The 22488-nt window shown below is 64.0% G+C and carries 23 protein-coding genes; 13 read left to right on the top strand and 10 right to left on the bottom strand.

Annotated elements, in window-relative coordinates; translation table 11 throughout:
* Positions 1-12 precede the first annotated feature (12 nt).
* Together HU763_RS20645 and yjiA are read left to right on the top strand one after the other, a co-directional pair.
* A complete protein-coding gene (locus tag HU763_RS20645; protein ID WP_029614786.1) occupies positions 13-210 on the top strand; it encodes a YbdD/YjiX family protein in 198 nt (65 codons plus the stop codon).
* 137 nt (positions 211-347) lie between these two features.
* Positions 348-1325 carry a GTPase gene (gene yjiA / locus HU763_RS20640; protein WP_186685455.1) on the top strand — a complete coding sequence of 326 codons (978 nt, stop codon included), beginning with the start codon at positions 348-350 and terminating at the stop codon, positions 1323-1325.
* Here yjiA and HU763_RS20635 read toward each other — a convergent pair.
* Entirely contained in the window at positions 1285-2772 is a 1488-nt protein-coding gene (locus HU763_RS20635; protein WP_186685454.1) for a methylenetetrahydrofolate reductase C-terminal domain-containing protein, read from the bottom strand. The genes yjiA and HU763_RS20635 overlap by 41 nt on opposite strands.
* Positions 2773-3073: 301 nt before the next feature.
* Between HU763_RS20635 and metE the strand changes: the two genes are divergently transcribed.
* Positions 3074-5365 carry a 5-methyltetrahydropteroyltriglutamate--homocysteine S-methyltransferase gene (metE, locus tag HU763_RS20630; RefSeq protein WP_186685453.1) on the top strand — a complete coding sequence of 764 codons (2292 nt, stop codon included), beginning with the start codon at positions 3074-3076 and terminating at the stop codon, positions 5363-5365.
* A 309-nt stretch (positions 5366-5674) separates the two neighbouring features.
* Here the strand turns inward: metE and HU763_RS20625 are convergent, their stop codons facing one another.
* Positions 5675-6853: an acetyl-CoA C-acetyltransferase gene (locus HU763_RS20625; protein WP_186685452.1), complete on the bottom strand. Its 1179-nt coding sequence runs from the start codon at positions 6851-6853 to the stop codon at positions 5675-5677.
* Between the two features lie 329 nt (positions 6854-7182).
* On the opposite strand from HU763_RS20625, the gene fabV reads away from it, so the two are divergent.
* On the top strand, positions 7183-8394 hold the full coding sequence (fabV, locus tag HU763_RS20620; RefSeq protein WP_200626876.1) for an enoyl-ACP reductase FabV: 1212 nt from the start codon (positions 7183-7185) through the stop codon (positions 8392-8394).
* Between the two features lie 159 nt (positions 8395-8553).
* Entirely contained in the window at positions 8554-9462 is a 909-nt protein-coding gene (locus tag HU763_RS20615; protein ID WP_186685451.1) for an alpha/beta hydrolase family protein, read from the top strand.
* A gap of 128 nt (positions 9463-9590) precedes the next feature.
* Here HU763_RS20615 and HU763_RS20610 read toward each other — a convergent pair whose 3' ends face one another.
* The 4 genes from HU763_RS20610 to HU763_RS20595 all read right to left on the bottom strand — a co-directional run bounded on the left by HU763_RS20610 (position 9591) and on the right by HU763_RS20595 (position 11560).
* Complete coding sequence (locus tag HU763_RS20610; RefSeq protein ID WP_186685450.1) at positions 9591-9932, bottom strand: HopJ type III effector protein; 342 nt, start codon at positions 9930-9932, stop codon at positions 9591-9593.
* A complete protein-coding gene (locus HU763_RS20605) occupies positions 9925-10221 on the bottom strand; it encodes a DUF1244 domain-containing protein (protein ID WP_170032598.1) in 297 nt (98 codons plus the stop codon). Before HU763_RS20605 ends, HU763_RS20610 begins: the two co-directional genes overlap by 8 nt.
* Positions 10222-10230: 9 nt before the next feature.
* A complete protein-coding gene (gene folM / locus HU763_RS20600) occupies positions 10231-10923 on the bottom strand; it encodes a dihydromonapterin reductase (RefSeq protein WP_170032596.1) in 693 nt (230 codons plus the stop codon).
* A gap of 76 nt (positions 10924-10999) precedes the next feature.
* Positions 11000-11560, bottom strand: coding sequence for a putative antibiotic biosynthesis monooxygenase (locus HU763_RS20595; RefSeq protein WP_186685449.1), 561 nt, complete (start codon positions 11558-11560; stop codon positions 11000-11002).
* 217 nt (positions 11561-11777) lie between these two features.
* On the opposite strand from HU763_RS20595, the gene HU763_RS20590 reads away from it, so the two are divergent.
* On the top strand, positions 11778-12713 hold the full coding sequence (locus HU763_RS20590) for a MerR family transcriptional regulator (RefSeq protein ID WP_186685448.1): 936 nt from the start codon (positions 11778-11780) through the stop codon (positions 12711-12713).
* Here HU763_RS20590 and HU763_RS20585 read toward each other — a convergent pair.
* Positions 12698-13315, bottom strand: coding sequence for a hypothetical protein (locus tag HU763_RS20585; protein WP_170032590.1), 618 nt, complete (start codon positions 13313-13315; stop codon positions 12698-12700). The two genes, HU763_RS20590 and HU763_RS20585, sit on opposite strands and share 16 nt — an antisense overlap.
* A gap of 59 nt (positions 13316-13374) precedes the next feature.
* Positions 13375-13803: a PAS domain S-box protein gene (locus HU763_RS20580; RefSeq protein ID WP_186685447.1), complete on the bottom strand. Its 429-nt coding sequence runs from the start codon at positions 13801-13803 to the stop codon at positions 13375-13377.
* 115 nt (positions 13804-13918) lie between these two features.
* Here HU763_RS20580 and HU763_RS20575 point away from each other — a divergent pair, with 115 nt between their 5' ends.
* On the top strand, positions 13919-14374 hold the full coding sequence (locus tag HU763_RS20575) for a flavodoxin (protein WP_170032586.1): 456 nt from the start codon (positions 13919-13921) through the stop codon (positions 14372-14374).
* Between the two features lie 126 nt (positions 14375-14500).
* On the opposite strand, the gene HU763_RS20570 is transcribed toward HU763_RS20575, so the two are convergent.
* Positions 14501-15397, bottom strand: a complete 897-nt coding sequence (locus HU763_RS20570; RefSeq protein WP_186685446.1) for a LysR family transcriptional regulator — start codon at positions 15395-15397, stop codon at positions 14501-14503.
* Positions 15398-15494: 97 nt separating this feature from the next.
* Here HU763_RS20570 and HU763_RS20565 point away from each other — a divergent pair, with 97 nt between their 5' ends.
* The 4 genes from HU763_RS20565 to HU763_RS20550 all read left to right on the top strand — a co-directional run bounded on the left by HU763_RS20565 (position 15495) and on the right by HU763_RS20550 (position 18674).
* Complete coding sequence (locus HU763_RS20565) at positions 15495-15881, top strand: CidA/LrgA family protein (RefSeq protein WP_186685445.1); 387 nt, start codon at positions 15495-15497, stop codon at positions 15879-15881.
* The gene (locus HU763_RS20560) at positions 15871-16557 is read left to right on the top strand and encodes an LrgB family protein (protein WP_186685443.1); all 687 of its coding nucleotides are present in this window, start codon (positions 15871-15873) and stop codon (positions 16555-16557) included. Before HU763_RS20565 ends, HU763_RS20560 begins: the two co-directional genes overlap by 11 nt.
* Before the next feature lie 176 nt (positions 16558-16733).
* Complete coding sequence (locus HU763_RS20555; protein ID WP_186685441.1) at positions 16734-17639, top strand: alpha/beta fold hydrolase; 906 nt, start codon at positions 16734-16736, stop codon at positions 17637-17639.
* 120 nt (positions 17640-17759) lie between these two features.
* Positions 17760-18674 carry an SDR family oxidoreductase gene (locus tag HU763_RS20550; RefSeq protein WP_186685439.1) on the top strand — a complete coding sequence of 305 codons (915 nt, stop codon included), beginning with the start codon at positions 17760-17762 and terminating at the stop codon, positions 18672-18674.
* 242 nt (positions 18675-18916) lie between these two features.
* On the opposite strand, the gene HU763_RS20545 is transcribed toward HU763_RS20550, so the two are convergent.
* Entirely contained in the window at positions 18917-19714 is a 798-nt protein-coding gene (locus HU763_RS20545) for an IclR family transcriptional regulator (protein ID WP_186685437.1), read from the bottom strand.
* Positions 19715-19888: 174 nt separating this feature from the next.
* Between HU763_RS20545 and hmgA the strand changes: the two genes are divergently transcribed.
* Together hmgA and fahA are read left to right on the top strand one after the other, a co-directional pair.
* Positions 19889-21190 carry a homogentisate 1,2-dioxygenase gene (gene hmgA, locus HU763_RS20540; RefSeq protein ID WP_186685435.1) on the top strand — a complete coding sequence of 434 codons (1302 nt, stop codon included), beginning with the start codon at positions 19889-19891 and terminating at the stop codon, positions 21188-21190.
* A gap of 3 nt (positions 21191-21193) precedes the next feature.
* Positions 21194-22486 (top strand): fumarylacetoacetase, encoded by a 1293-nt coding sequence (gene fahA / locus HU763_RS20535; protein ID WP_186685433.1) that lies wholly within the window; start codon positions 21194-21196, stop codon positions 22484-22486.
* The last annotated feature ends 2 nt before the right edge of the window (positions 22487-22488 follow it).

Below are 22488 nucleotides of genomic sequence, written 5' to 3'. Positions count from 1 at the left end.
AGGACTGCTGCGATGTTCAACGACCTGGGTCGACTGGGTAAATACCTGGGGCAGGCAGCCCGCCTGATGGTCGGCATGCCCGACTATGACAACTATGTCGAGCACATGCAGAAGACGCACCCGGACCAGCCGGTGATGAGCTACGAGGCGTTCTTCCGTGAACGCCAGGAAGCGCGTTATGGTGGCAAGTCCGGGCCCAAGTGCTGCTAAGTCCAGGCTAGCGCAGTACTGCGTAGGAGCGGCCTAGTGCCGCGATCGGGCCGCGTTGCGGCCCGATCGCGACACAAGACCGCTCCTGCAGGGCTCGCGCTCCCCCCGTCCATTCCACTGCACAGGAGATGTTCTGCGTGCAGACGCCTATTCCCGTAACCGTACTCACCGGCTTCCTCGGCGCTGGCAAGACCACCCTGCTCAAGTACATGCTCAAGGCCGAGCATGGCCTGAAGATCGCCGTGATCGAGAACGAATTCAGCGAGGCTGGCATCGACAGCCAGCTGCTCGGCGACGAGCCGGTGCAGGTGATGACGCTGGCCAACGGCTGCGTGTGCTGCAGCATCCATGGCGACCTGACCCGTGCCCTGTACCTGCTGCTGGAACGCCTGGATGCAGGCGAGATCGCCTTCGACCGCCTGGTGATCGAATGCACCGGCCTGGCCGACCCGGCGCCGGTGGCGCAAACCTTCTTCATCGATGAAGAGCTGCGTGAGCGCTATATCCTCGACGGCATCATCACCCTGGTCGATGCCGCGCATGCCGAGCTGCACCTGACCCAGGCCATCGCCCAGGCCCAGGTCGGCTTTGCCGATCGCCTGCTGCTGAGCAAGACCGACCTGGTCGAGCCGGCTGTGGTCGAGGCGCTGGGCGAACGCCTGGCACGTATCAATGGCCGGGCCGAGATCCGCGTGGTCGAGCATGGCCGCATCGACCTGGCGGAACTGCTGGATGTGCGTGGCTTCAACCTCAACCCCGATCTGGGCGCGAACCTGAAGCCAGCGCTACGCCCGCTGCTCAAGCCCGCTACCCCGGACCGCATCTCCACCTTGGTGCTGCGCACGCAAACCGCTTTGGACATCGACCGCCTCAGCGACTTCATGAACGCTTTGCTGGAAACCCACGGCACGCAACTGTTGCGCTACAAGGGGGTGCTGAACATTGCCGGTGAGGCGCGCAAGCTGGTGTTCCAGGGCGTGCTCAAGCTCTACGGCTTCGATTGGGATGTCGAATGGGCCGAGGGTGAAACCCGCGAAAGCGTGATGGTGTTCATCGCCGACGAACTGCCCGAAGCTACGATTCGGGCTGGGTTCGAGGCGCTGGCTGCGGACTGAGCTGGCGCGGTGTCTGCGCCTGAAACCATTGCGGCCATGAGCTGCGGTGGCGTGTCTCGACCTCGATGCACGGGATCAGACGCTCGCTCAGCACCGTCGTCTGCCGTACCGCCTTGGCCGTGCGGTACTTGACGCTGTGAATGCACTCGCGATCGCCGAACTCGCAGCGGTTCAGCGCGGTTCCGCCGCAAGGGCCGTTGGCCAGACCCTTGGGGCAGGTTTCCGGGCAGATGTACAGGGTGTCTTCCAGGCGGCAACGGCCGCAGGTGTCGCAGCCTACCAGCGGTCGCTTCACCGCACGTTCCACCTTGTGCAGCACCTGCGCGCCAAGGCGCGTCTTCCACAACTGCTGGCGCACGGCCCAGCCAAATGCCTTGCTCAGGCTATTGCGGCGGCTGAACAGCAGCGCATGCATGCCATGCATCAAGTGATAGCGCGCTTTTTCTTTGAACGACGCATCGACCCGTGACTCGCCCTGGCGCCAGCTCGCCTGTGGCGGGTGGAAACTGACCGCCGGCAGGCCAGGCATCTGCCAACTGGCTTGCCAGGCAGGTGCCCATTGTTCCAGCGTTTGGATCTGCGCTTGCCAGTGCTCGATGCGTGCTTCCAGCGCGAACAGCTGCTTGAGTTCGTGAATACCTGACAGGTGCACACCGGCATAGCCTATCAGCTTGACGCCGATGATCTGCAAGGCCAGGCGGTCGACGCTGCGTGCCTGGGCAAAGGCCTTGGACTGGGCCGCTTCAGCTTCGAGCAGGTCGCGCATGGACGGCGTGACGGTCACCCCGGCGACATGGTCGAGCATCGCCGCCCGCCCATGGGTAAGGCTCATGAGGCAGGCCAGCATCGGCCTGGGCGTGGCCTGGCGGCGCATCCAGTGCATGGCTTCCTGGTGTTTGCCGGCATCGAAGCCCAGTTGCAGGGTGAAAAAGTCGGCGCCGGCCGCCAGTTTCTTCTCGGCCTTGAAGTACTGGGCGCCGCCTTCTTCCTCGCAGTACTTGAACGGGTTGAGGGCCGCGCCGAGCAGCCAGTGCGGGCAGGCCTGGCGGGCAATCTGCAGGGCGGCGACCGACTCCAGGTAGCGCACCGGGCGTTGGCCTGGCTGGTGGCCGGGCAGGCGGTCGCCGGTGAGCAGCAGCAACTGGTCGAGACCGGCCGCATCCATGCGTTGCAGTTGGGCGAGCAGGTGATGGCGTTCGCGGTCCTTGCCGGAGAAGTGCGGCAGGGCCGGTACCGGGTTGCTGAACGAGGCGAGAGCATCCAGCGGTGACATGTCCAGCGGGCTGCCGACGCGGTCGCCGATGGCCACGGTCATTGGCCAGCCGCACAGGTGCGCGCGCGCCAGGATTTCCTCCATGGCAGCGAAACGTTCTGCCGAGGGCTTGGGGACGAATTCCATGACGCAGACGAAGGTGTTTTCGCGCAGCGCGGTTTTCAGCAGGCTCATGGGGCCGGGCACCTGGTGTGGTCAGGGTGGCATTGTGCGGCAGAAGGCGGGTGGGGTCATGCTCTGAATGAGACATGTGTGTGCCTGTGCCGGCCTCTTCGCGGGCGCGCCCGCTCCCACAGGTGTTGCATGAACCTGGACGCATGTGGGAGCGGGCATGCCCGCGATGGGGCCAGTACAGACAGCACAAATTCTCGATCATGAGAAAATCTTGAGTTCATCTCAAATTTAATGAGTTTGTCTCAAGATGCCAGCACCCGGAAAATCCCCTCATTCATTTCTGCATGCTGAGGGACAAGACATGGCACTGGCACACAACCTGGGCTTTCCACGTATCGGCCGCGACCGCGAGCTGAAAAAGGCCCAGGAAGCCTACTGGAAGGGTGAACTCGACGAAGCCGGCCTGCGCGCCGTCGGCCGCGAGCTGCGTGCCCGCCACTGGCAAGTGCAGAAAGACGCCGGAATCGAACTGCTGCCGGTCGGCGATTTCGCCTGGTACGACCAGGTGCTGACCCACTCGCTGACCTTCGGCGTGATCCCGCAGCGCTTTCGCAGCCGTGACGGCGCCAGGCCAACCCTGCAAACCCTGTTCGCCATGGCCCGTGGTGCCGTCGGAGACAGCTGCTGTGGCGGCGCCCACGCCCAGGAAATGACCAAGTGGTTCGACACCAACTACCACTATCTGGTCCCCGAATTCACCGCCGACCAACAGTTCGTCCTCAGCTGGGAACAGCTGTTCGAAGAAGTGGACGAAGCCCAGGCCCTGGGCCATACGGTCAAGCCAGTGGTGATCGGCCCGCTGACCTATTTGTGGCTGGGCAAGGCCAAGGGCGGCGATTTCGACAAGCTGGAGCTGCTCGACCGTCTGTTGCCGTTGTATGACCAGATCCTCAACCGCCTGGCTGCCCAAGGCGTGGAGTGGGTGCAGCTGGACGAGCCGATCCTGGCCCTGGACCTGCCCCAGGACTGGAAGAACGCCTACGAGCGCGTCTACAACATCATCCAGCGTGCGCCGCTGAAGAAGCTGATCGCCACCTACTTCGGCGGCCTGGAGGACAACCTTGGCCTGGCTGCCAACCTGCCGGTCGATGGCCTGCACATCGACCTGGTGCGGGCACCCGAGCAGTACCCGACCATCCTCGACCGCCTGCCGGCCTACAAGGTGCTGTCGCTGGGCCTGGTCAACGGCCGCAATGTCTGGCGCTGCGACCTGGAGCAGGCGCTGGAGGTACTGCGCCATGCCCATGAACGCCTCGGCGACCGGCTGTGGGTAGCACCGTCCTGCTCGCTGCTGCACAGCCCGGTGGATCTGGACCGTGAAGACCAGCTGGATGCCGAGCTGCAAAGCTGGCTGGCCTTTGCCGTGCAGAAGTGCCAGGAGGTGGCGCTACTGGCCAAGGCCATCGATGACCCGCAGGCCGCGGAGGTTACCGCTGCCCTGGCGCAGAGCCAGGCCGTACAGGCCAGCCGCGCGGCTTCACCGCGCATTCACAAACCCGCCGTGCAAGCCCGCCTGGCCGCCATCAAGCCCGCCGACAGCCAGCGCCAGTCGGCGTTTGCCCAGCGTATCGGCAAGCAGCGTGCGCGGCTCGGCCTGCCCGCGTTCCCGACCACAACCATTGGTTCGTTCCCGCAGACGTCGGCGATTCGCCTGGCACGCCAGGCCTACCGGCAAGGCAAGCTGAGCGAGGCCGATTATGTCGAGGCCATGCACAGCGAGATCCGCCACGCGGTGAAAATCCAGGAAGACCTGGGCCTGGATGTGCTGGTACACGGCGAGGCCGAGCGCAACGACATGGTCGAGTACTTCGCCGAGCAGCTCGATGGCTATGCCTTTACCCGCTTCGGCTGGGTACAGAGCTATGGCTCGCGCTGCGTGAAGCCGGCGGTGATCGTTGGCGACCTGAGCCGGCCGAAGGCCATGACCGTGGAATGGATCACGTATGCCCAGGGCCTGACCGGTAAGGTGATGAAGGGCATGCTGACCGGCCCGGTGACCATGCTGATGTGGTCGTTCCCACGCGAGGATGTCAGCCGCGAGGTGCAGGCGCGTCAGCTGGCACTGGCGATCCGCGACGAAGTACTCGACCTGGAAGCGGCGGGGATCCGGATCGTACAGATCGACGAAGCAGCCTTCCGCGAAGGCTTGCCGCTGCGCCACGGCGCCTGGGCCCATTACCTGGAGTGGGCTACCGAGGCGTTCCGCCTGTGTGCTTCGGGCGTGCGTGACGAAACCCAGATTCACACTCACATGTGCTATAGCGAGTTCAATGACGTGATCGAGTCGATCGCGGCAATGGATGCCGACGTGATCACCATCGAGACTTCGCGTTCGGACATGGAATTGCTGGCGGCATTCGAGCGGTTTGCCTACCCCAACGAGATCGGCCCGGGGGTGTATGACATTCACTCGCCGCGGGTGCCGAGCCGCGAGGAAATGGTCAAGCTGTTGCGCAAGGCTGCCCGGCGTATTCCCGCCGAGCGCCTGTGGGTCAACCCGGATTGCGGGCTGAAGACCCGTGGCTGGCCGGAGACCGAGGCAGCGTTGATCAATATGGTTGCCGCTGCCCGCGAGCTGCGTACCTTGGCCTAGGTAGGTGATTTGAGCGGGCAGCGAGGTGTTTGCCGTGATAACTGCAGCGCCTGTGAGACCGAGCGCCGCCCGCGCGGCGCATCGCGAGCTGCGCTCGCTCCTACGTCTGTTTCGGGCCAATTATTTCTGGGGCATTTGCGCGCGAACGTTTTGGCGCATGACGGAATGATCGCGTCATATGAACCAGGCGGTCGCGCGCGACTGTCATAGGCGTTACTGGCCCGAAACAGACGTAGGAGCGAGCGCAGCTCGCGATGCGCCGCGCGGGCGGCGCTCGGTCTCACAGGCGCTGCAGATACGGCGGCGTAATCAGCGCTCGATCGCCAACGCCACGCCTTGCCCACCACCGATGCACAGGGTAGCCAGGCCTTTTTTTGCATCGCGCTTGATCATTTCGTGCAGCAGGGTCACCAGCACCCGGCACCCGGACGCCCCGATCGGATGGCCGAGGGCAATTGCCCCGCCATTCACGTTGACCCGCGCAGCATCCCACTCCAGCGCCTTGCCCACTGCCAACGCCTGCGCGGCGAAGGCCTCGTTGGCTTCGATCAGGTCCAGTTCGGCCAGCTGCCAACCGGCTTTATCCAGGCAACGCTGGGTCGCCGAAACCGGGCCGATACCCATGATCGCCGGGTCTACGCCAGCGCTGGCATAGGCTGCGATCCTGGCCAGCACCGGCAAGCCCAGGGCCTTGGCCTTGGCGGCGCTCATCAACATCACGGCGGCGGCGCCATCGTTCAGGCTGGAAGCATTGCCGGCGGTGACGCTGCCATCCTTCTTGAACGCCGGGCGCAGTTTGCCCAGGGATTCGACGGTGGTGTCCTGGCGTGGTTGTTCGTCTCGCGCGAAGACCTTGGGCTCGCCCTTCTTCTGCGGCAGCACGATCGGAGTGATCTCGGCATCGAAGCGGCCCGCCTCGATCGCCGCCACCGCCTTGCGCTGCGACTCGGCGGCAAACGCGTCCTGCTGTTCACGGCTGAGGCCGTACTTGTCCACCAGGTTTTCCGCCGTGATACCCATGTGGTAGTCGTTGAAAGCATCCCACAGGCCGTCGCTGATCATGCTGTCGACCAGCTGGCCGTGGCCCATGCGCTGGCCGGTACGGGCCGAGGGCATCACATAGGGGGCGAGGCTCATGTTCTCCTGGCCCCCGGCGATGACCACCTCGGCATCACCGCAACGGATGGCCTGGGCTGCCAGGTGTAGGGCCTTCAGGCCCGAACCGCAGACCTTGTTCAGGGTCAGCGCCGGTACGCTGTAGGGCAGGCCGGCCTTGATCGCAGCCTGGCGTGCGGGGTTCTGCCCGGCACCGGCGGTAAGCACCTGGCCGAGGATCACTTCATCGACCTGCGCCGGCTCCAGCCCGGTCTGCTCCAGCAGGCGCTTGATCACGGCGGCACCGAGGTCTACCGCAGGCACTGTGGCGAGGGCGCCCTGGAAACTGCCGATGGCGGTACGGGTTGCAGCGACGATAACCACGTCGTTCATGTTGTTGTTCTCCGTGCGATGGGCGTAGTGCTTCAAGCATCGGTGGCTTGGGCTCATTTGTTAAGTTTGTTTTTCTTTGCGATTGATGTGGAAAACCAATGAATAGGCGCACAGCCGACGCGCATCGGCCCCGCGACCAAGTGCACCGGCTGTTGCGCGCCGAACCGTTGCGAAAGGGCCGGTACCGGCGAAGCTCCGTTTTGCATCCCCCTGATCAGCCCGTAATATGTGTCGGATAACCAGCGAGGGTAGTCTCACCCTCTGATCAATTCATTCGGAAACGCCCGATGGTGGCGCTTCCCCGGCATAAACCTGACGAGGTACAGACATTGGCCATCATTCATCCTAAGGTTCGCGGTTTCATCTGCACCACGACTCACCCGAAGGGCTGCGAGCTCAACGTCCGTGACCAGATCGAAGCCACCCGCAAGCTGGGCGTGCGCGAGGATGGCCCGAAGAAGGTCCTGGTCATCGGCGCTTCCAGCGGCTACGGCCTGGCAGCCCGTATCACCGCGGCGTTCGGCTTCAAGGCCGACACCCTGGGTGTGTTCTTCGAAAAACCAGGCACCGAGACCAAGGCCGGCACCGCTGGCTGGTACAACGCTGCCGCCTTCGACAAGTTTGCCAAGGCCGAAGGCCTGTACAGCAAGTCGATCAACGGTGATGCCTTCTCCGACGAAGCGCGCGCCAAGGTCATCGAGCTGATCAAGAACGAAATGGGTGGCAAGGTCGACCTGGTCATCTACTCGCTGGCCTCGCCGGTGCGCAAGCTGCCGCAGACGGGTGAAGTGGTGCGTTCGGCGCTGAAACCGATCGGCCAGCCATACAAGTCGACCGCCATCGACACCAACAAGGACACCATCATCGAGGCCAGCATCGAGCCGGCCACCGAGCAGGAAATCCAAGACACCGTTACCGTCATGGGCGGCCAGGACTGGCAGCTGTGGATCGATGCCCTGGCGGGCGCCAACGTGCTGGCCGAAGGCGCCCGCACCGTGGCCTTCAGCTACATCGGCACCGAAATCACCTGGCCGATCTACTGGCACGGTGCGCTGGGCCAGGCCAAGCAGGACCTGGACGAAACCGCCCTGCGCCTGGACCAGAAACTGGCCGCTGACATCAACGGCGGTGCCAACGTGGCGGTGCTGAAGTCGGTGGTTACCCAGGCCAGTTCGGCCATCCCGGTGATGCCGCTGTACCTGTCGATGGTGTTCAAGATCATGCAGGAAAAGGGTGTTCACGAAGGTACCCAGGACCAGCTGGACCGCATGTTCCGCGACCGCATGTACCGCGCCGACGGTGCGCCGGCCGAGGTCGACGAAAAGGGCCGCCTGCGCCTGGACGACTGGGAACTGCGTGACGACGTGCAGGATGCCTGCAAGGCCATGTGGCCACAGGTGACCACCGAGAACCTGTTCGAGCTGACCGACTATGCCGGTTACAAGAAGCAGTTCCTCAACCTGTTCGGCTTCGAGCGTGCTGACGTCAACTACGACGAAGACGTGGCTACCGATGTGAAGTTCGACTGCGTCGAGCTGTAAGCTGAAACTGCGCTGGCCTCATCGCCGGCCAGCTCCCACCGAGTGTCCCCAGGCCTTTGGGCTTGTGCAATAGTTGTGGGAGCCGGCTTGCCGGCGATAAGGCCAGCACAGGCTGACGATTTTTTGCTAGCTTTGGCGCACCAGAACAGGGAATGTGCCATGAGCAGCCTTGCCCAACCTGCCACCGCCTTTTGCCATACCGCAGCCGACGGCTACAGCCTCGGCGGCTTCCGCTGGCGCCACGCCCAACCTGACAGCCAGCGGCCGCTGGTGATCATCAATGCTGCCACTTCGGTACGCTGCCGCTATTACTCGCGCTTTGCCGACTACCTGTTCGCCCAGGGCTGCGATGTGCTGACCTACGACTACCGTGGTATCGGCGAATCCCGCCCACCATCGCTGCGCGGCTTCCAGGCCTCCTGGAGCGATTGGGGCCGGTTGGATTTCGAAGCCATGCTGGTGCATGCCGCAGAACATTTCCCCGGCCAGCCGGTGGACGTGGTGGGGCACAGTTTTGGCGGCTGTGCAGTGGGGCTGGCACCTTCGGCGAGCAAGGTTCGCCGGGTGGTGATGGTTGGTGCGCAATTCGCCTATTGGCGCGATTACGCGGCTGACCAGCGTTGGCAACTGTTCGGCAAGTGGCATGTGGTAATGCCGCTGCTCACCCGGGTGTTCGGTTACTTTCCCGGCAAGCGCCTGGGTTGGCTGGAGGACACGCCATCCGGCGTGGTGCACGACTGGACCACCCGTACCCCACGCTATGAGCACCGACCCAGCGGGCGTGCACTGGAGGCACTACCGTTCGCCCAGGTGCGGGCGGCGACGTTGGCCATCAGCCTGACCGATGACCCCTTTGGTACCGTGGCGGCGACCGAGCGTTTGCTGGGTTATCTGCAGGGCGCCAAGCGCCAGCACCTGCGCATTGCGCCTGTGGATATCTCGGTCGATGAAATTGGCCACTTCGCGTTCTTTCATGACCGCTTTTGCGAAAGTTTGTGGCCGGTGGCCTTGCAGTGGTTGCAGCAGGGTGGGTTGCCGGGTGAGGTGCCGGGAACCATCATCCACTGAGGTTGGTTTCGAGATTTTGGGGCCGCTCTGCGGCCCTATCGCGACACAAGGCCGCTCCTACAAGCGAACGCGGTCTTCTGTAGGAGCGGCCTTGTGTCGCGACGGGCTGCAAAGCAGCCCCGGCTATCTCAAGCCTTGCGCGAAAGCGGCTGCCCGGCAAACTTCACACCGGCCAGGCCATGCTTGATCAGCGCGCGGATGTTGCCATGGTCGCTGCCCTCGGGCGTGGCCAGCACGTCACGGTAGTGCTCGCCAAAGGCCAGCAGCGCTTCCTGGTCGCTCAGCCCTTCCAGCAGCGCCAGGCCCAGGGTCTTGCACGAGCCTTCGTTCTGCCCGGCGGCATTCGCCACGCCGCCGTTGTCGAAGGCTTGTGGCTGGTAGCTGTAATGGTCGGCAATGAACGCCAGGGTGTCGGCAAAGAGGTGTTTGCCGCTGGCCAGGCTGGCGCGCAGGGTGTCGAGGTCAGTCACGAGGTTTTCCTTTTTCGAACGCCGCTTGCTGCTCGGCGCTGGCTTCTTTCTGGTATTGGGCTTTCCACTCGGCATAAGGCATGCCGTACACCGCTTCGCGGGCATCATCCAGGCTCACCTCGAGCTGGCGCTCGTCAGCCGCCGCCTTGTACCACTTGGACAGGCAGTTGCGGCAAAAGCCGGACAGGTTCATCAGGTCGATGTTCTGCACGTCGCTGCGCTTTTGCAGGTGTTCGACCAGGCGCCGGAACGCGGCGGCCTCGAGTTCGAGCTGTTGCTGTGGGGTCATGGGCTTCTCTCAGGTCATGCGGTTCTTCAGGTGGCGGCCACCGTTGATGACCACCTGGCTGCCGGTGCTGTACTGGCTGGCGAGCAGGTACTTGACCGTCTCGATCAGCGGACCGGCGCCTGGTTCGAACTCCAGCAAGGCCTTCTTCAGGGTTTGCTGGCGGTAGGCTTCGTCACCTCCTTCCTTGAGGATCAGCAGCCCGGGAAGAATACCGTTCACACGCACCTTGGGCGCATATTTTTCGGCGAACGACAGCACCATGTTCTGCAACGCCGCCTTGGTTGCGGCATAACCGATATGGCTTTTGCTGCCGCGCGAAGAGGTTTCGTCGCAAATGTGGATGATGTCGGCCTTTTCCTCCCTGGCCAGCAGGTCGCCCAGTGCCAGGTTGAGGTGGTAGGGTGCTTCGACATGCAGGCGGAACATGGTTTCGAGGTTGTCGAGGCCATCGTCCAGCCACAGCGAGGCGTTATGGATGATTGCGCGCAGGCCGTCGTAATGGCTGTGCAGGTAGTCGATCAGGGCCTGGCGGTCGGCCGCCTGGCACAGGTCGGCCTGGAACTGCACGATGTTCGGGTGGGTCGCCCCTGGCTGGGCGCTACGGCTGGCACTGACCACCGTGTGGCCGGCCTGGGCCAGTTCAAGGGCCAGGGCCAGCCCGACACGCTGGCTGGCTCCGGTTACGAGAATTGGGCTGTTCATGTTCGGGCGGTCAACTTGTCTGGTCTGTCGTTGCCGCCCAGCATACCTCAAGAAATTTCCTCTTGTACCGCTGCGCTCAGCGGCTGCGCAGTACTGCTCCACTGCGCGGCGCGGCCTGTAGCCAGCCGGCCAGCAGGCGGGTGGACAGCGGGATGAACAGGTAGACCATCACAGGCGTCAGGGCCAGGGTGCTGAGCAGTACCCGAGGCACCAGGTCCAGCGCTGCCAGCCAGTGGCCGAACACCAGGTTGAATACCAGCGACACCGGGAAAAACGCCAGCCAGATGGCCACGGCCTGCTTCCAGCGCGGTGGTTTTTGCACCATGCTGGTGCAAAACCAGTCATCAATGCCGCTTACGCGCGCTTCTCTGGGGCGTTCAAACAGGCCGTTGCCACGTTGCAACCAGGCCCGGCGCGAAGCGGAGTGCTCCCAGGCATGCAGTGTGGGTTCGTCACTGAAGCGGAAGATGATCTGGAACTCATCGCCATCGCTGGGTGGGGCAAGGATGCCGGAGCCGAGGTAGCCGGGGAAGTCGGTAGCCAACTGCTCGCCTTCATGCAGCCAGGCCAGCAGGTCCTGGTAGCGGCCATGGGCGGCGCGGCGCGACACCATCAGGGTGACGGGTGGGGTAGACATCGTGTATCTCCTGGCAACAGGGCTGGCGGGTAGCTGGCCCTTCTGGCTGAAGCGCCCGGGGTGGTGGGCGACACAGGCGTGCATGCAAGAATCGGGCGCGGATTATCGCGTATCGGCGTGCATCGGCAACTGTCAGCCGGCAAACGGTCGATCCCTGTGGCCGTCGACGTCGTAGTAGACTACTGCTCGACTTCCGCCCACAGGGTACTCCGTGAAGATGAACGAACAGGGACGTAATCCAATGATTGATGCGGGCCTGATGCAGCAGGACCTGTTTCCGATCCGTGAGGTTTCCCGCCTGACCGGCGTCAATGCCGTAACCTTGCGCGCCTGGGAACGCCGCTATGGCCTGATCCAGCCAACCCGCACCGACAGTGGCCATCGCCTGTATTCGCAGGCCGACATCGATGACGTGCGGCGCATCCTTGGCTGGCTGGAGCGCGGCGTGGCGGTGAGCAAGGTCGCCAGCATTCTCGCGCGCGACCATGCCCTGGCCGGGCCGACAGGCGGGGTGACGGACGCCTGGGCGCGTTGGCAACAGCAGATTCGCCAGGCGCTGCAACGGTTTGACGCGGCGGGCCTGGACCGCTTGTTCAACGAGGTCTTCGCGGCAACTACCCTGGACCAGGTATTCAGCGAAGTGTTCATGCCGGTGTGGCATGACCTTGCGGTCGGGCAGGGCAGTTACGGGCAGGCCAGCGAGTGGCTGTTCCTTGACCAGTTCCTGCGTGGGCGGGTGTTCGCCCGCTTGCAGCTTGCCCAGGCACCGCGCCGGCGCACGGTGCTGCTGGCGCCGCTTCCGGGGCAATGTCACGAGCTGGAATTGCTGGTGACCAGCCTGATGCTGGGCAGCGACGAAGTGGGAGTTACCCTGTTGCCCAGCGGCCAACCGCTGGCGGAGCTGGCGCTGGTCTGCGAGCGCCTGAAACCGGATGCCCTGGTGTTGTTCTCCCACCAGTCGCTTACCACAGAACTCGGTCGCCGCCTGGCGCGCCTGGTGGCTGGGCTGGAGTGCCCGTTGCTACTGGCTGGTGAAGCGGCGGAGCTGGCTCAGGACAGCCTGGCAGGCAGCCCGATAGCCTGCCTGGGTGCGCAGGGCAGTGTGATGCGCCAGCGATTGCGGCAATTTCTGGCCGGTCAGCTCGATACTTGAGTGTGCAGCTCGGGGTGAGCCCGGCGGTGGGCTTGCAGAATGTAGTCGCGCAGGCGTTCGATCTCTTCTGCCGAGCTTTGGCTGAGGTCGTAGGCAGCCAGGTCCGGGCCGATGCGCCGGCTCAACACACCCAGCAGTTCGATGGGGTTGATACCTTCGGGGGCGAAGCGTAGTTCGAAACGGGCGGGCGCGGCAGGCAGGCCACGGATTTCCAGCAGCGTACCTTTGAACGAGATGTCACGAACCCACAGGCCGCTGTCCTGGCCTTGGGCATCGAGCAACGCGCTCGGCTGCTCCATCGACAGGCGCCACGGGCGCAAGCTGGGGCCGTCTTCGTAGATTTCCGGCGAGCCCAGTTGCAGGTGCAGGGCGTGGAACTCGTCCTCCACCAGTTGCAGCGGGAAGCTGATCTGCTGGTTGTTGAACTGGGCCTGCAAGGTGACTTGTTCGTTGGCTACCAGACGGGTGAGCAAACTCTGGATTCGGCGGTCGCCATTGACCAGCAGGCTCGACATGGGGTCGGCCAGGTTCAGTTGCGGCGAATGCTGCATGCTCTGTATGAAGTCCAGCTCGTCCTGAGTCAGGAGCGCTTCTGCTTGCATGATCGAACTCGAGGGTGACAATTTCTTCAACGGGATTGACCGCGAGCGTCGCGCTTGGTTCAGCTGCGTTCGTCGGGTTTCGGACGAGCGCGCATTTCGGCCAGCTCGCGTTCCAGTTCGACCTGGCGGCTGACTTCTTTCTGGATACCGATGAAGTAGGTGCGCTGTTCGGCGTCGTGCCTGACCGGGGTGATCGACAGTTCATTCCAGAAGGCGCTGCCATCCTTGCGGTAGTTGCGCAGCACTTCGCGGCACGGGCGGCCTTCGGCCAGCGCCTTGCGAATGCGGGCGCGGCCAAGCTGGTCGCGGTCATCGGCTTGCAGGAAGCGACAGTCCTGATAAAGGATCTCGTCACGGCTATAGCCGGTCAGGCGTTCGAAGGCGGCATTCACGTAGATCAGGATGGTGTCGTCGCCTTCCTGTTCGGCGACCACAATCCCGTCATTGGATGCATCGACCATGGATTGCAGTAGTTGCGCGTTGATCATGTTCGGGCCATTGGCGAAGAAGGGCTGAAGATGGCGACTAGAGTAGAGGCAGCCTTTTGCCAGCACTGAATGCTAGTATCCTACGTTTTCACTCAGTTTCGGAATCCTCTACTTGATGAAAGTCGCCATTATTTCCGGATCGGTCTACGGCACCGCCGAAGAAGTCGCCCGTCACGCAGAAGCACTGCTCAAGGCCGCGGGCCTGGAGGCCTGGCATGCGGCGCGCGCCACCTTGCAGGACCTCGAAGGTTTCGCCCCCGATGCCCTGTTGGCTGTCACCTCGACCACCGGCATGGGCGAACTGCCGGACAGCCTCATGCCGTTGTACTCCAGCATCCGCGATACGCTGCCAGCGGCCTGGCGCGGCCTGCCGGGTGCGGTGATCGCGCTGGGCGACTCCAGCTATGGCGATACCTATTGCGGTGGCGGTGAGCAAATGCGCGAGCTGTTCGCCGAGCTGGGCGTGCGGGAAGTACAGCCGATGCTGCGCCTGGACGCCAGTGAGACGGTGACCCCGGAAGCGGATGCCGAGCCGTGGCTGGCCGAGTTGGCTGCTGCACTGCAAGCCTGACGCTTGCTGTCGCCTGTACCGGCCTTTTCGCGGGTGAACCCGCTCCCGCAGAACCGTCACAGCCGGTGAAAACCGTGCGGTGGCTGTGAGGGTGGTTTTACTCGCGAAGCGGCCAGCAAGGGCCACTCATTGCTGGCGGTCGAGCGCTGACCGCTCGTTCACCAATGCCAACCACGCCTGCGCTGCCCGTGACAGGTACGCCCCGCGGCGCCAGATGAAGGCGATGTCCCAGCGCAGATCCTGCGGCGAGCGTAGCGGCAAACGCACTACCCCAGGGCGTTGCAGCGCTTTTGCCACCACACGGGGCAGCAGGACCACACCCTGGCCCGCCGCCACCAGCGCGGCAAGGAAGTCTGCCTGGCCACTGCGACCGCCTTCCTTGGGGGTGAAGCCTTGTTGCTGGCACGCCTTCAGCAACCGGTCATTGAGCACGAAGCTGCGCTGGTAAAGCAGAAACGGCGTGTCGGCCAACTGCTGCAGGTCTACTCCGTCCTGGCCCGCCAGTGCGTGGCCGGCCGGCAGCAGGGCATCCAGTGGCTCATTGCAGAAAGGCTGGTAGTCGAACGCCTCGTCAGCAGGTGTCAGGCTGCCGCCCAGCTCCAGCTCGCCACTTCTGACTGCCTGCTCGACACTGCGGCTACCGCCCTCGAGCAGTTGGATGGCGATGTTCGGGTGACGACGCCGATACTCGGCGAACAACCCGGCAAACAGCGCGTCGCTGCCCAGCATCGGCAAGCCCAGGCGCAGTTCGCCGCGGCCCATCTGGCTGAGGTCGTCCAGTTCGCCCAGCAATGCCTGGCGTTGGCGCAGCAAGGCTTCGCCACGCTCGAGCACGATGCGCCCGGCCGCCGTCAGGTGCAGTTGTGAAGCCTGGCGCTCCAGTAATGGCTGGCCCAGATCTTGCTCCAGCTGGGCAACTTGCTTGCTCACGGCCGACTGGCTGATGTGCAGGGTTTGCGCCGCCTGGGTGAAACCACCGCGATGGACGACTTCGATAAAGCTGCGCAGCTGTTTGAATTCCATGGTCGCAATTCCATTCTGGAATGGCTTGTAGTCTAACAATTCGCTTCTGGCCTAGGCAGCCGAATCTTAAAATGAGGGCCTGTCGAGGACTCCCCCCATGAAACCCGCGTTATTGAAAAAAGCCCTGCGCCTGCTAATCGAGCTGGCGATCCTTTGTTCCCTGTTCCTGTTCGGCGGCCAGCTTGCCGCCTGGCTGGGCTGGCCGATACCGGGCGGTGTGATGGGCCTGGCATTGCTGCTGTTGCTGTTCGCTTCAGGTGTGCTCAAGCCGGCCATGCTGCAATTGGGAGCAGGCTGGCTGATGGCCGAAATGCTGCTGTTTTTCATTCCGGCGTTGATGAGCCTGCTCGATTACGGCGCCCTGATCCGTGACGAAGGCTGGCGCATCTTGTTGGTGATTGCCGTGAGCACTTTGATGGTGATGGTGGTGACCGCATTGACCGTGGAGCTGGTGTGCCGCTGGAGGTTGCGCCATGAGCCTTGAACCCATGCCGCTGTTCTGGCTCGCCCTGACCCTGCTGGCCTATCTGGGCAGCCGCTGGTTGTACCGGCGCAGTGGCCGCTACCTGCTGTCGCCGCTGATCCTGGTGCCGGTCCTGCTGCTGGCGGTGGCGGTGCCGCTGCACACCGCCTATGCCGAATATGCCCGCAATACCCATTGGCTGATGAGTGTGCTCGGCCCGGTGACCGTGGCCTTCGCGGTGCCGATCTGGCAGCAGCGGGCCATGCTCGCGCGCCACTGGCCGGCACTGATGGTGGGCATGGTTGCCGGCAGCAGTGCCTCGATCGCCAGTTCCTGGGGGCTGGCTCATCTGCTCGCGCTGGACAGTGCGACCAGCCTGTCGTTGGTGCCGCGCTCGATCACCACGCCTTTTGCCATGCCGCTGGCGCATGACCTCGGTGGCGTACCGGAGCTGACTGCGGTATTCGTGATGTTCACCGGCGTGCTCGGGGCCATGTTCGGCGGCGTTCTGCTGCGCTGGTTGCCGTTGCGTACGCCGCTGGCACGTGGGGCGCTGTTTGGTGTCGGTGCTCATGGTGCAGGGGTCAGCCGTGCGCACGAGGTGGGTCGCGAGGAGGGTTCGGTGGCGGGCCTGGTAATGGTCCTGACCGGCCTGCTGAACCTGTTCGCGGCGCCGCTGCTGGCCATGCTGCTCTGACCGTTCGTGCCACTGACTCGCTCAGTCATCAAGCTGGCTGGCAATGCAAGTTCAAGGCCCTGGGCTGCTGGCTAGACTCAGCCTCGACTCAGAGAGCACATGTAAGTGCCGAGGTGACATGCTATGAGCACAGCCTTGCCTTGTTCAGCCAACACCACTTCACCGGGACCTTTCTGATGCCCATGGCCGAAATTCCATTGTGCGTCTGGCGTACCCGGGGACAGGGTTTCACCTTCCGGGGCCAGAGCATCCGCTACTGGACCGCAGGGCAAGGAGAGCCCCTGCTGCTGTTGCACGGTTTCCCCACCGCCAGCTGGGATTGGCATTACTTGTGGGGGCCTTTGGCCCAACGCTTCCGGGTAATCGCCTGCGACATGCTCGGCTTTGGCGATTCGGCCAAACCGGTCGATCATGTCTACAGCCTGATGGAGCAGGCCGACCTGCAGCAGGCCTTGCTCGCCGAACTGCAGGTCGACCAGCCGGTGCACCTGCTGGCCCACGACTACGGTGGCAGCGTGGCCCAGGAACTGCTGGCGCGGCATTACGAACAGCGCGCCCGCATCGCCAGCTGCGTGTTCCTCAACAGCGGGCTGTTTCCGGAAAGTTGCCGCATGCTGCTGATCCAGAAACTGCTGCTCAGCCGTGTGGGCTGGCTGGTAGGGCGCTCGTTCGGGCGCGACGACCTGGTGCGCAACCTTATCCAGGTCTATGGCCCTTGCACCCATCCCAGTGAAAGTGTACTGGATGATTTCTGGAGCCTGATCACCGCCAACCATGGCACGCGCGTGCTGCACAAACTGGTTGGTTACATGCCGGAGCGCAGGTTGTACCGCGACCGCTGGGTTGGCGCGATGCAACGCGAAGGCGTGCCGCTGCGCTTGATCACTGGCATGGTCGACCCGCTGTCCGGCGCGCATATGGTCGAGCGCTATCGGCAACTGGTACCAGCGCCGGACACCGTTCAGTTGCAAGGCATCGGCCACTATCCGCATACCGAGGCGCCGGTCCAGGTGCTACGCCATTACCTCGTGTTTCGCGAACGACCGCTGCGCAATTACCCGCAGAAGATGGCCTGGTCCTGACCAGGCCTTTCGACCATCGCGTTGCGTTATTGTCAGGCATTCAGCCGGCAGGCGCTTGATTGTCCGTTCGCCTTCGGCGGCGGACACTCGGCGGACCTGAACCTGCCTGGAGCCATGAGCATGAGCGAGCCTGTCCGTCTGCAAGATCGCGTGGTGATCGTCACCGGAGCCGGCGGCGGCCTGGGCCGTGCCCATGCGTTGCTGTTCGCTGCGCGTGGCGCCCGGGTGGTAGTCAACGACCTTGGTGGTTCCACCCATGGTGAAGGTGCCAGCGCCTGCGCCGCTGACCGGGTTGTCGAGGAGATCCGCGCCGCTGGCGGTAGCGCCATTGCCAGCCATGACTCGGTCAGCGATGGCGCACGTATCGTCGAGCAGGCCCTGGACAGCTTCGGCAGGGTCGATGTGCTGGTGAACAACGCAGGTATCCTGCGTGACAAGACCTTTCACAAGATGGAAGACAGCGACTGGGAGCAGGTCTACCAGGTGCATGTCGAAGGGGCCTACAAGGTCACCCGCGCCGCCTGGCCGCACCTGCGCGAGCAGAACTGGGGGCGAGTGATCTTCACCGCGTCCACGTCCGGTATCTACGGCAACTTTGGCCAGGCCAACTATGGCATGGCCAAGCTGGGCCTGTACGGATTGACCCGCACCCTGGCGATCGAGGGGCGCAAGCACGGCATCCTGGTCAACGCCATCGCACCTACCGGTGGCACGCGCATGACCGAGGGGCTGGTCCCGCCCCAGGTGTTCGAGCGGCTCAAGCCCGAACTGGTCAGCCCGCTGGTGGTGTACCTGGGCAGCGAGCAGTGCCAGGGCAGCGGGGACCTGTTCGAAGTGGGCGGCGGCTGGGTGGGCAAGGTGCGGTGGGAGCGTAGCCTGGGCGTGGGTTTCGATCCGCGTGAAGGCTTTACCCCGGAGCAGGTGGCGGAGAACTGGGCACGCATCGGCGACTTCGAAGGGGCGGTGCACCCGCAGGACAGCTTGCAGGCCTTGCAGCAGATGATGGCCAACCTGCAGAAATACCCGTTGGGCTGAAACCTTCGCTGGCTGTGCCGGCCTCTTCGCGGGCACAGGTGAAGATTATTCTCAGGGCAGATAAAAAAGGCCGCTGCAAGCTGCAGCGGCCAATCGAGACGTCAGATCAAGGAGCTTCAAAATCTACGTCGGTGAACCTCGCAGGCCTGAAAGGCGGGGGGGGAGAGCCCTTCATGCCGGCCAGTGAGTTAAGAATAAGCGCTTGATCCTGTGGGAAAAATAGCGGCTTATGACATTCACCTTTACGCATCGGGCAATAGTGCCGCAGGCGTATAGCCCATGCGCCAGCTGGTTTCCCGTGCTGCCGCCAGCAGCCTTTGCGCCGCCGGGCCGTGCTCGTCGGCATGGAAGATCGAGGTTGGCCCGACCACGGTCATCACCGCCGCGATCTGCCCCATGGCATTGAACACCGGGGCCGACAGCGCATCCACGCCCGGCATCAGCAGCCCGTGCACATGATGCAGGCCACGTTCGCGGATGCCGGCCAGGACTGCCTGGTAATCGGCGGCACTGTGCTGCAGCGCAGCCAGTTCCTGGTCCCGCAATTCCACGGTTTCGCGCTCGGGCAGGTAGGCGGCGAACACCAACCCGGTGGATGAGGTGAGCAGCGGCAATACCGAACCGATCTGGGTGACCACGGTAACCGCGCGTACTGCCGGCTCGATGCTAACCACGGTCGCGCCCTGGTTGCCCCATACAGCAATGAAGCAGCTCTCGTTCAGTTCATCGCGCAGTTGCGACAGCGGCAACGCGGCAACCTTGAGCACATCAATGCTGCCCAGCGCCGCCAGCCCCACCCGCAGGGCCTCGCGCCCCAAGGCGTAATGGTTGGTGGCTGCATCCTGCTCGGCAAAGCCGCTGGCAATCAGGGCCTGCAGGTAACGGTGCACCTTGCTCGCCGGCATCTGCACATGCTCTGCCAGGCGCGACAGCGAGGTGGAGGGGGAGAGTTCCGCAAGGGCCTTGAGAATGTCGGTACCAACCTCTGCCGAGCGGACTTTCTGCTTGCCGTTGTCGGCGGGGGAACTGGCTTTGGCCATGGACATCTGTTTCCGGATTCTTCGCGTCGCGCCTTTATAGCTTGACGACTTGTTCGTAGCAAATTACGTTATTCGTAATCTGATTACGATAAAAACAATGCAGACGTGCTGCCAACCCGATCGGGACCGGCGGCCAGCTGCCAGCAACGGCTCGGCCAGAGCCCGGAGGCATCGATGAATCGCGATACGTTACCCGACCTTCACTACCTCAGCGGCTTTGGCAACGAGTTTGCCAGCGAAGCCCTGCCAGGTGCCCTGCCGGTCGGGCAGAACTCGCCGCAAAAGGCCCCTTACGGGCTGTATGCCGAGCTGCTCTCGGGCACGGCGTTCACCATGGCCCGCAGCGAGCTGCGCCGCACCTGGCTATACCGCATTCGCCCGTCTGCGCTACATCCGCGTTTCGAGCGCCTGGCGCGCCAGCCGCTGAGCGGCCCGCTGGGGGCCATCACCCCTAACCGCCTGCGCTGGAACCCCCAGTCGATCCCCAGCGAACCGACCGACTTCATCGACGGCTGGCTACCCATGGTGGCCAACTCGGCAGCAGACAAGCCGGCCGGCGTCAGCATCTACATCTACCGCGCCAACCGCTCGATGGAACGGGTGTTCTTCAACGCCGACGGTGAGCTGCTGCTGGTGCCGGAACAGGGCCGCCTGCGCATCGCCACCGAACTGGGGGTCATGCAGGTCGAACCGCTGGAAATCGCGGTGATCCCGCGCGGCATGAAGTTCCGCGTCGAGCTGCTCGACGCCCAGGCGCGTGGCTACATTGCCGAAAACCACGGCGCACCGCTGCGTATTCCGGACCTGGGCCCGATCGGCAGCAACGGCCTGGCCAACCCGCGCGACTTCCTCACCCCGGTGGCGCATTACGAAGAGGCCGCAGGCCCGGTGCAGCTGGTGCAGAAGTTCCTGGGCGAGCACTGGGCCTGCGAACTGCAGCACTCGCCGCTGGACGTGGTCGCCTGGCACGGCAGCAACGTGCCATACAAGTACGACCTGCGGCGCTTCAACACCATCGGCACGGTCAGCTTCGACCACCCGGACCCGTCGATCTTCACTGTGTTGACTTCGCCGACCAGCGTGCACGGCATGGCCAACATGGACTTCGTGATCTTCCCGCCACGCTGGATGGTGGCCGAGAACACCTTCCGTCCACCATGGTTCCACCGCAACCTGATGAACGAGTTCATGGGCTTGATCAACGGTGCCTACGACGCCAAGGCCGAAGGTTTCCTGCCGGGCGGTGCCTCGCTGCACGGGGTGATGAGCGCCCACGGTCCCGATGCCGAAACCTGTGAAAAGGCCATTGCCGCCGACCTGGCGCCGCACAAGATCGACAACACCATGGCCTTCATGTTCGAGACCAGCCAAGTGCTGCGCCCGAGCGTGCAGGCCCTCGAATGCCCGCAATTGCAGGCCGACTACGATAGTTGCTGGGCCACCCTGCCGAGCACCTTCAACCCGAACCGGAGATAACCGATGAACCAGACCGCCATTGCCCGTAGCTGGGTGGAGCACGCCAACGGGCACAGCGACTTCCCGCTGCAGAACCTGCCGTTGGGCATTTTCAGCCGGCCCGGTGAAGCCAGGCGCTGTGGCGTGGCCATTGGCGATGCGATCCTCGACCTTGAGGCGGTGCTGGCTGCCGGCCTGTTCGACGGCGCCGCCAAGGCCGCTGTCGAGGCCACCCGCGGTGGCGCTCTGAACGCATTCTTCGCCCTCGGCCGCGGCGCGCGCGTGGCCCTGCGCGAGCGCCTGCTGGTGCTGCTGGGCGAGCACAGCGAGCACCAGGCGGCGCTGCAGCCTGCGTTGTATCCGGCCGGCGCCTGCCAATTGCATGTCCCGGCGCAGATCGGTGACTACACCGACTTCTACGTGGGCATCGAACACGCCAAGAACGTCGGCAAGCTGTTCCGCCCCGACAATCCGCTGCTGCCCAACTACAAGTACGTGCCGATCGGTTATCACGGCCGCGCCTCGACCATTCGCCCGTCCGGCACCGACGTGCGCCGCCCCAAGGGCCAGACCCTGCCGGCCGGGCACAGCGAACCGAGCTTCGGCCCCTGTGCGCGCCTGGACTACGAGCTGGAACTGGGCATCTGGATCGGCCAGGGCAATGACATGGGCCAGGCGATCCCGATTGGCGATGCCGCCGAGCACGTGGCCGGCCTGTGCCTGCTCAACGACTGGTCGGCGCGGGATATCCAGGCCTGGGAATACCAGCCGCTGGGCCCGTTCCTGTCGAAAAGTTTCGTTACCAGCATCTCACCGTGGGTAGTCACTGCCGAAGCGCTGGAACCCTTCCGTTGCGCCCAGCCGCCACGCCCACAAGGCGACCCGCAGCCACTGTCGTACCTGCTGGACAAGCGCGACCAGGCCGCCGGTGCATTCGATATCGAACTCGAAGTGCTGCTGCTGACCGAGCGCATGCGCGAGCAGGGCATGGCCCCGCATCGCCTGACCCTGAGCAATACCCGCAGCATGTACTGGACCGTGGCGCAGCTGGTGGCGCACCACAGCGTCAATGGCTGCCAGCTGCAGCCGGGCGACCTGTTCGGTTCGGGCACGCTGTCGGGCGCCACGCCCGGTTCGTTCGGCAGCCTGCTGGAGATCACCGAAGGCGGCAAACATCCGGTGGAACTGGCCAGTGGCGAGGTACGCAAGTTCCTCGAGGACGGCGACGAAATCATCCTGCGTGGCCGTTGCGTGCGTGATGGCGTGGCCAGCATCGGCTTCGGCGAGTGCCGCGGCACGGTCGTCGCGGCCAACTGAGG

The organism is Pseudomonas anuradhapurensis (assembly GCF_014269225.2).
GTDB classification, from domain to species: Bacteria; Pseudomonadota; Gammaproteobacteria; order Pseudomonadales; family Pseudomonadaceae; genus Aquipseudomonas; species Aquipseudomonas anuradhapurensis.
Note: the sequence above shows the minus strand (reverse complement) of the source record. Positions and strands in the feature narration are given on the sequence as shown.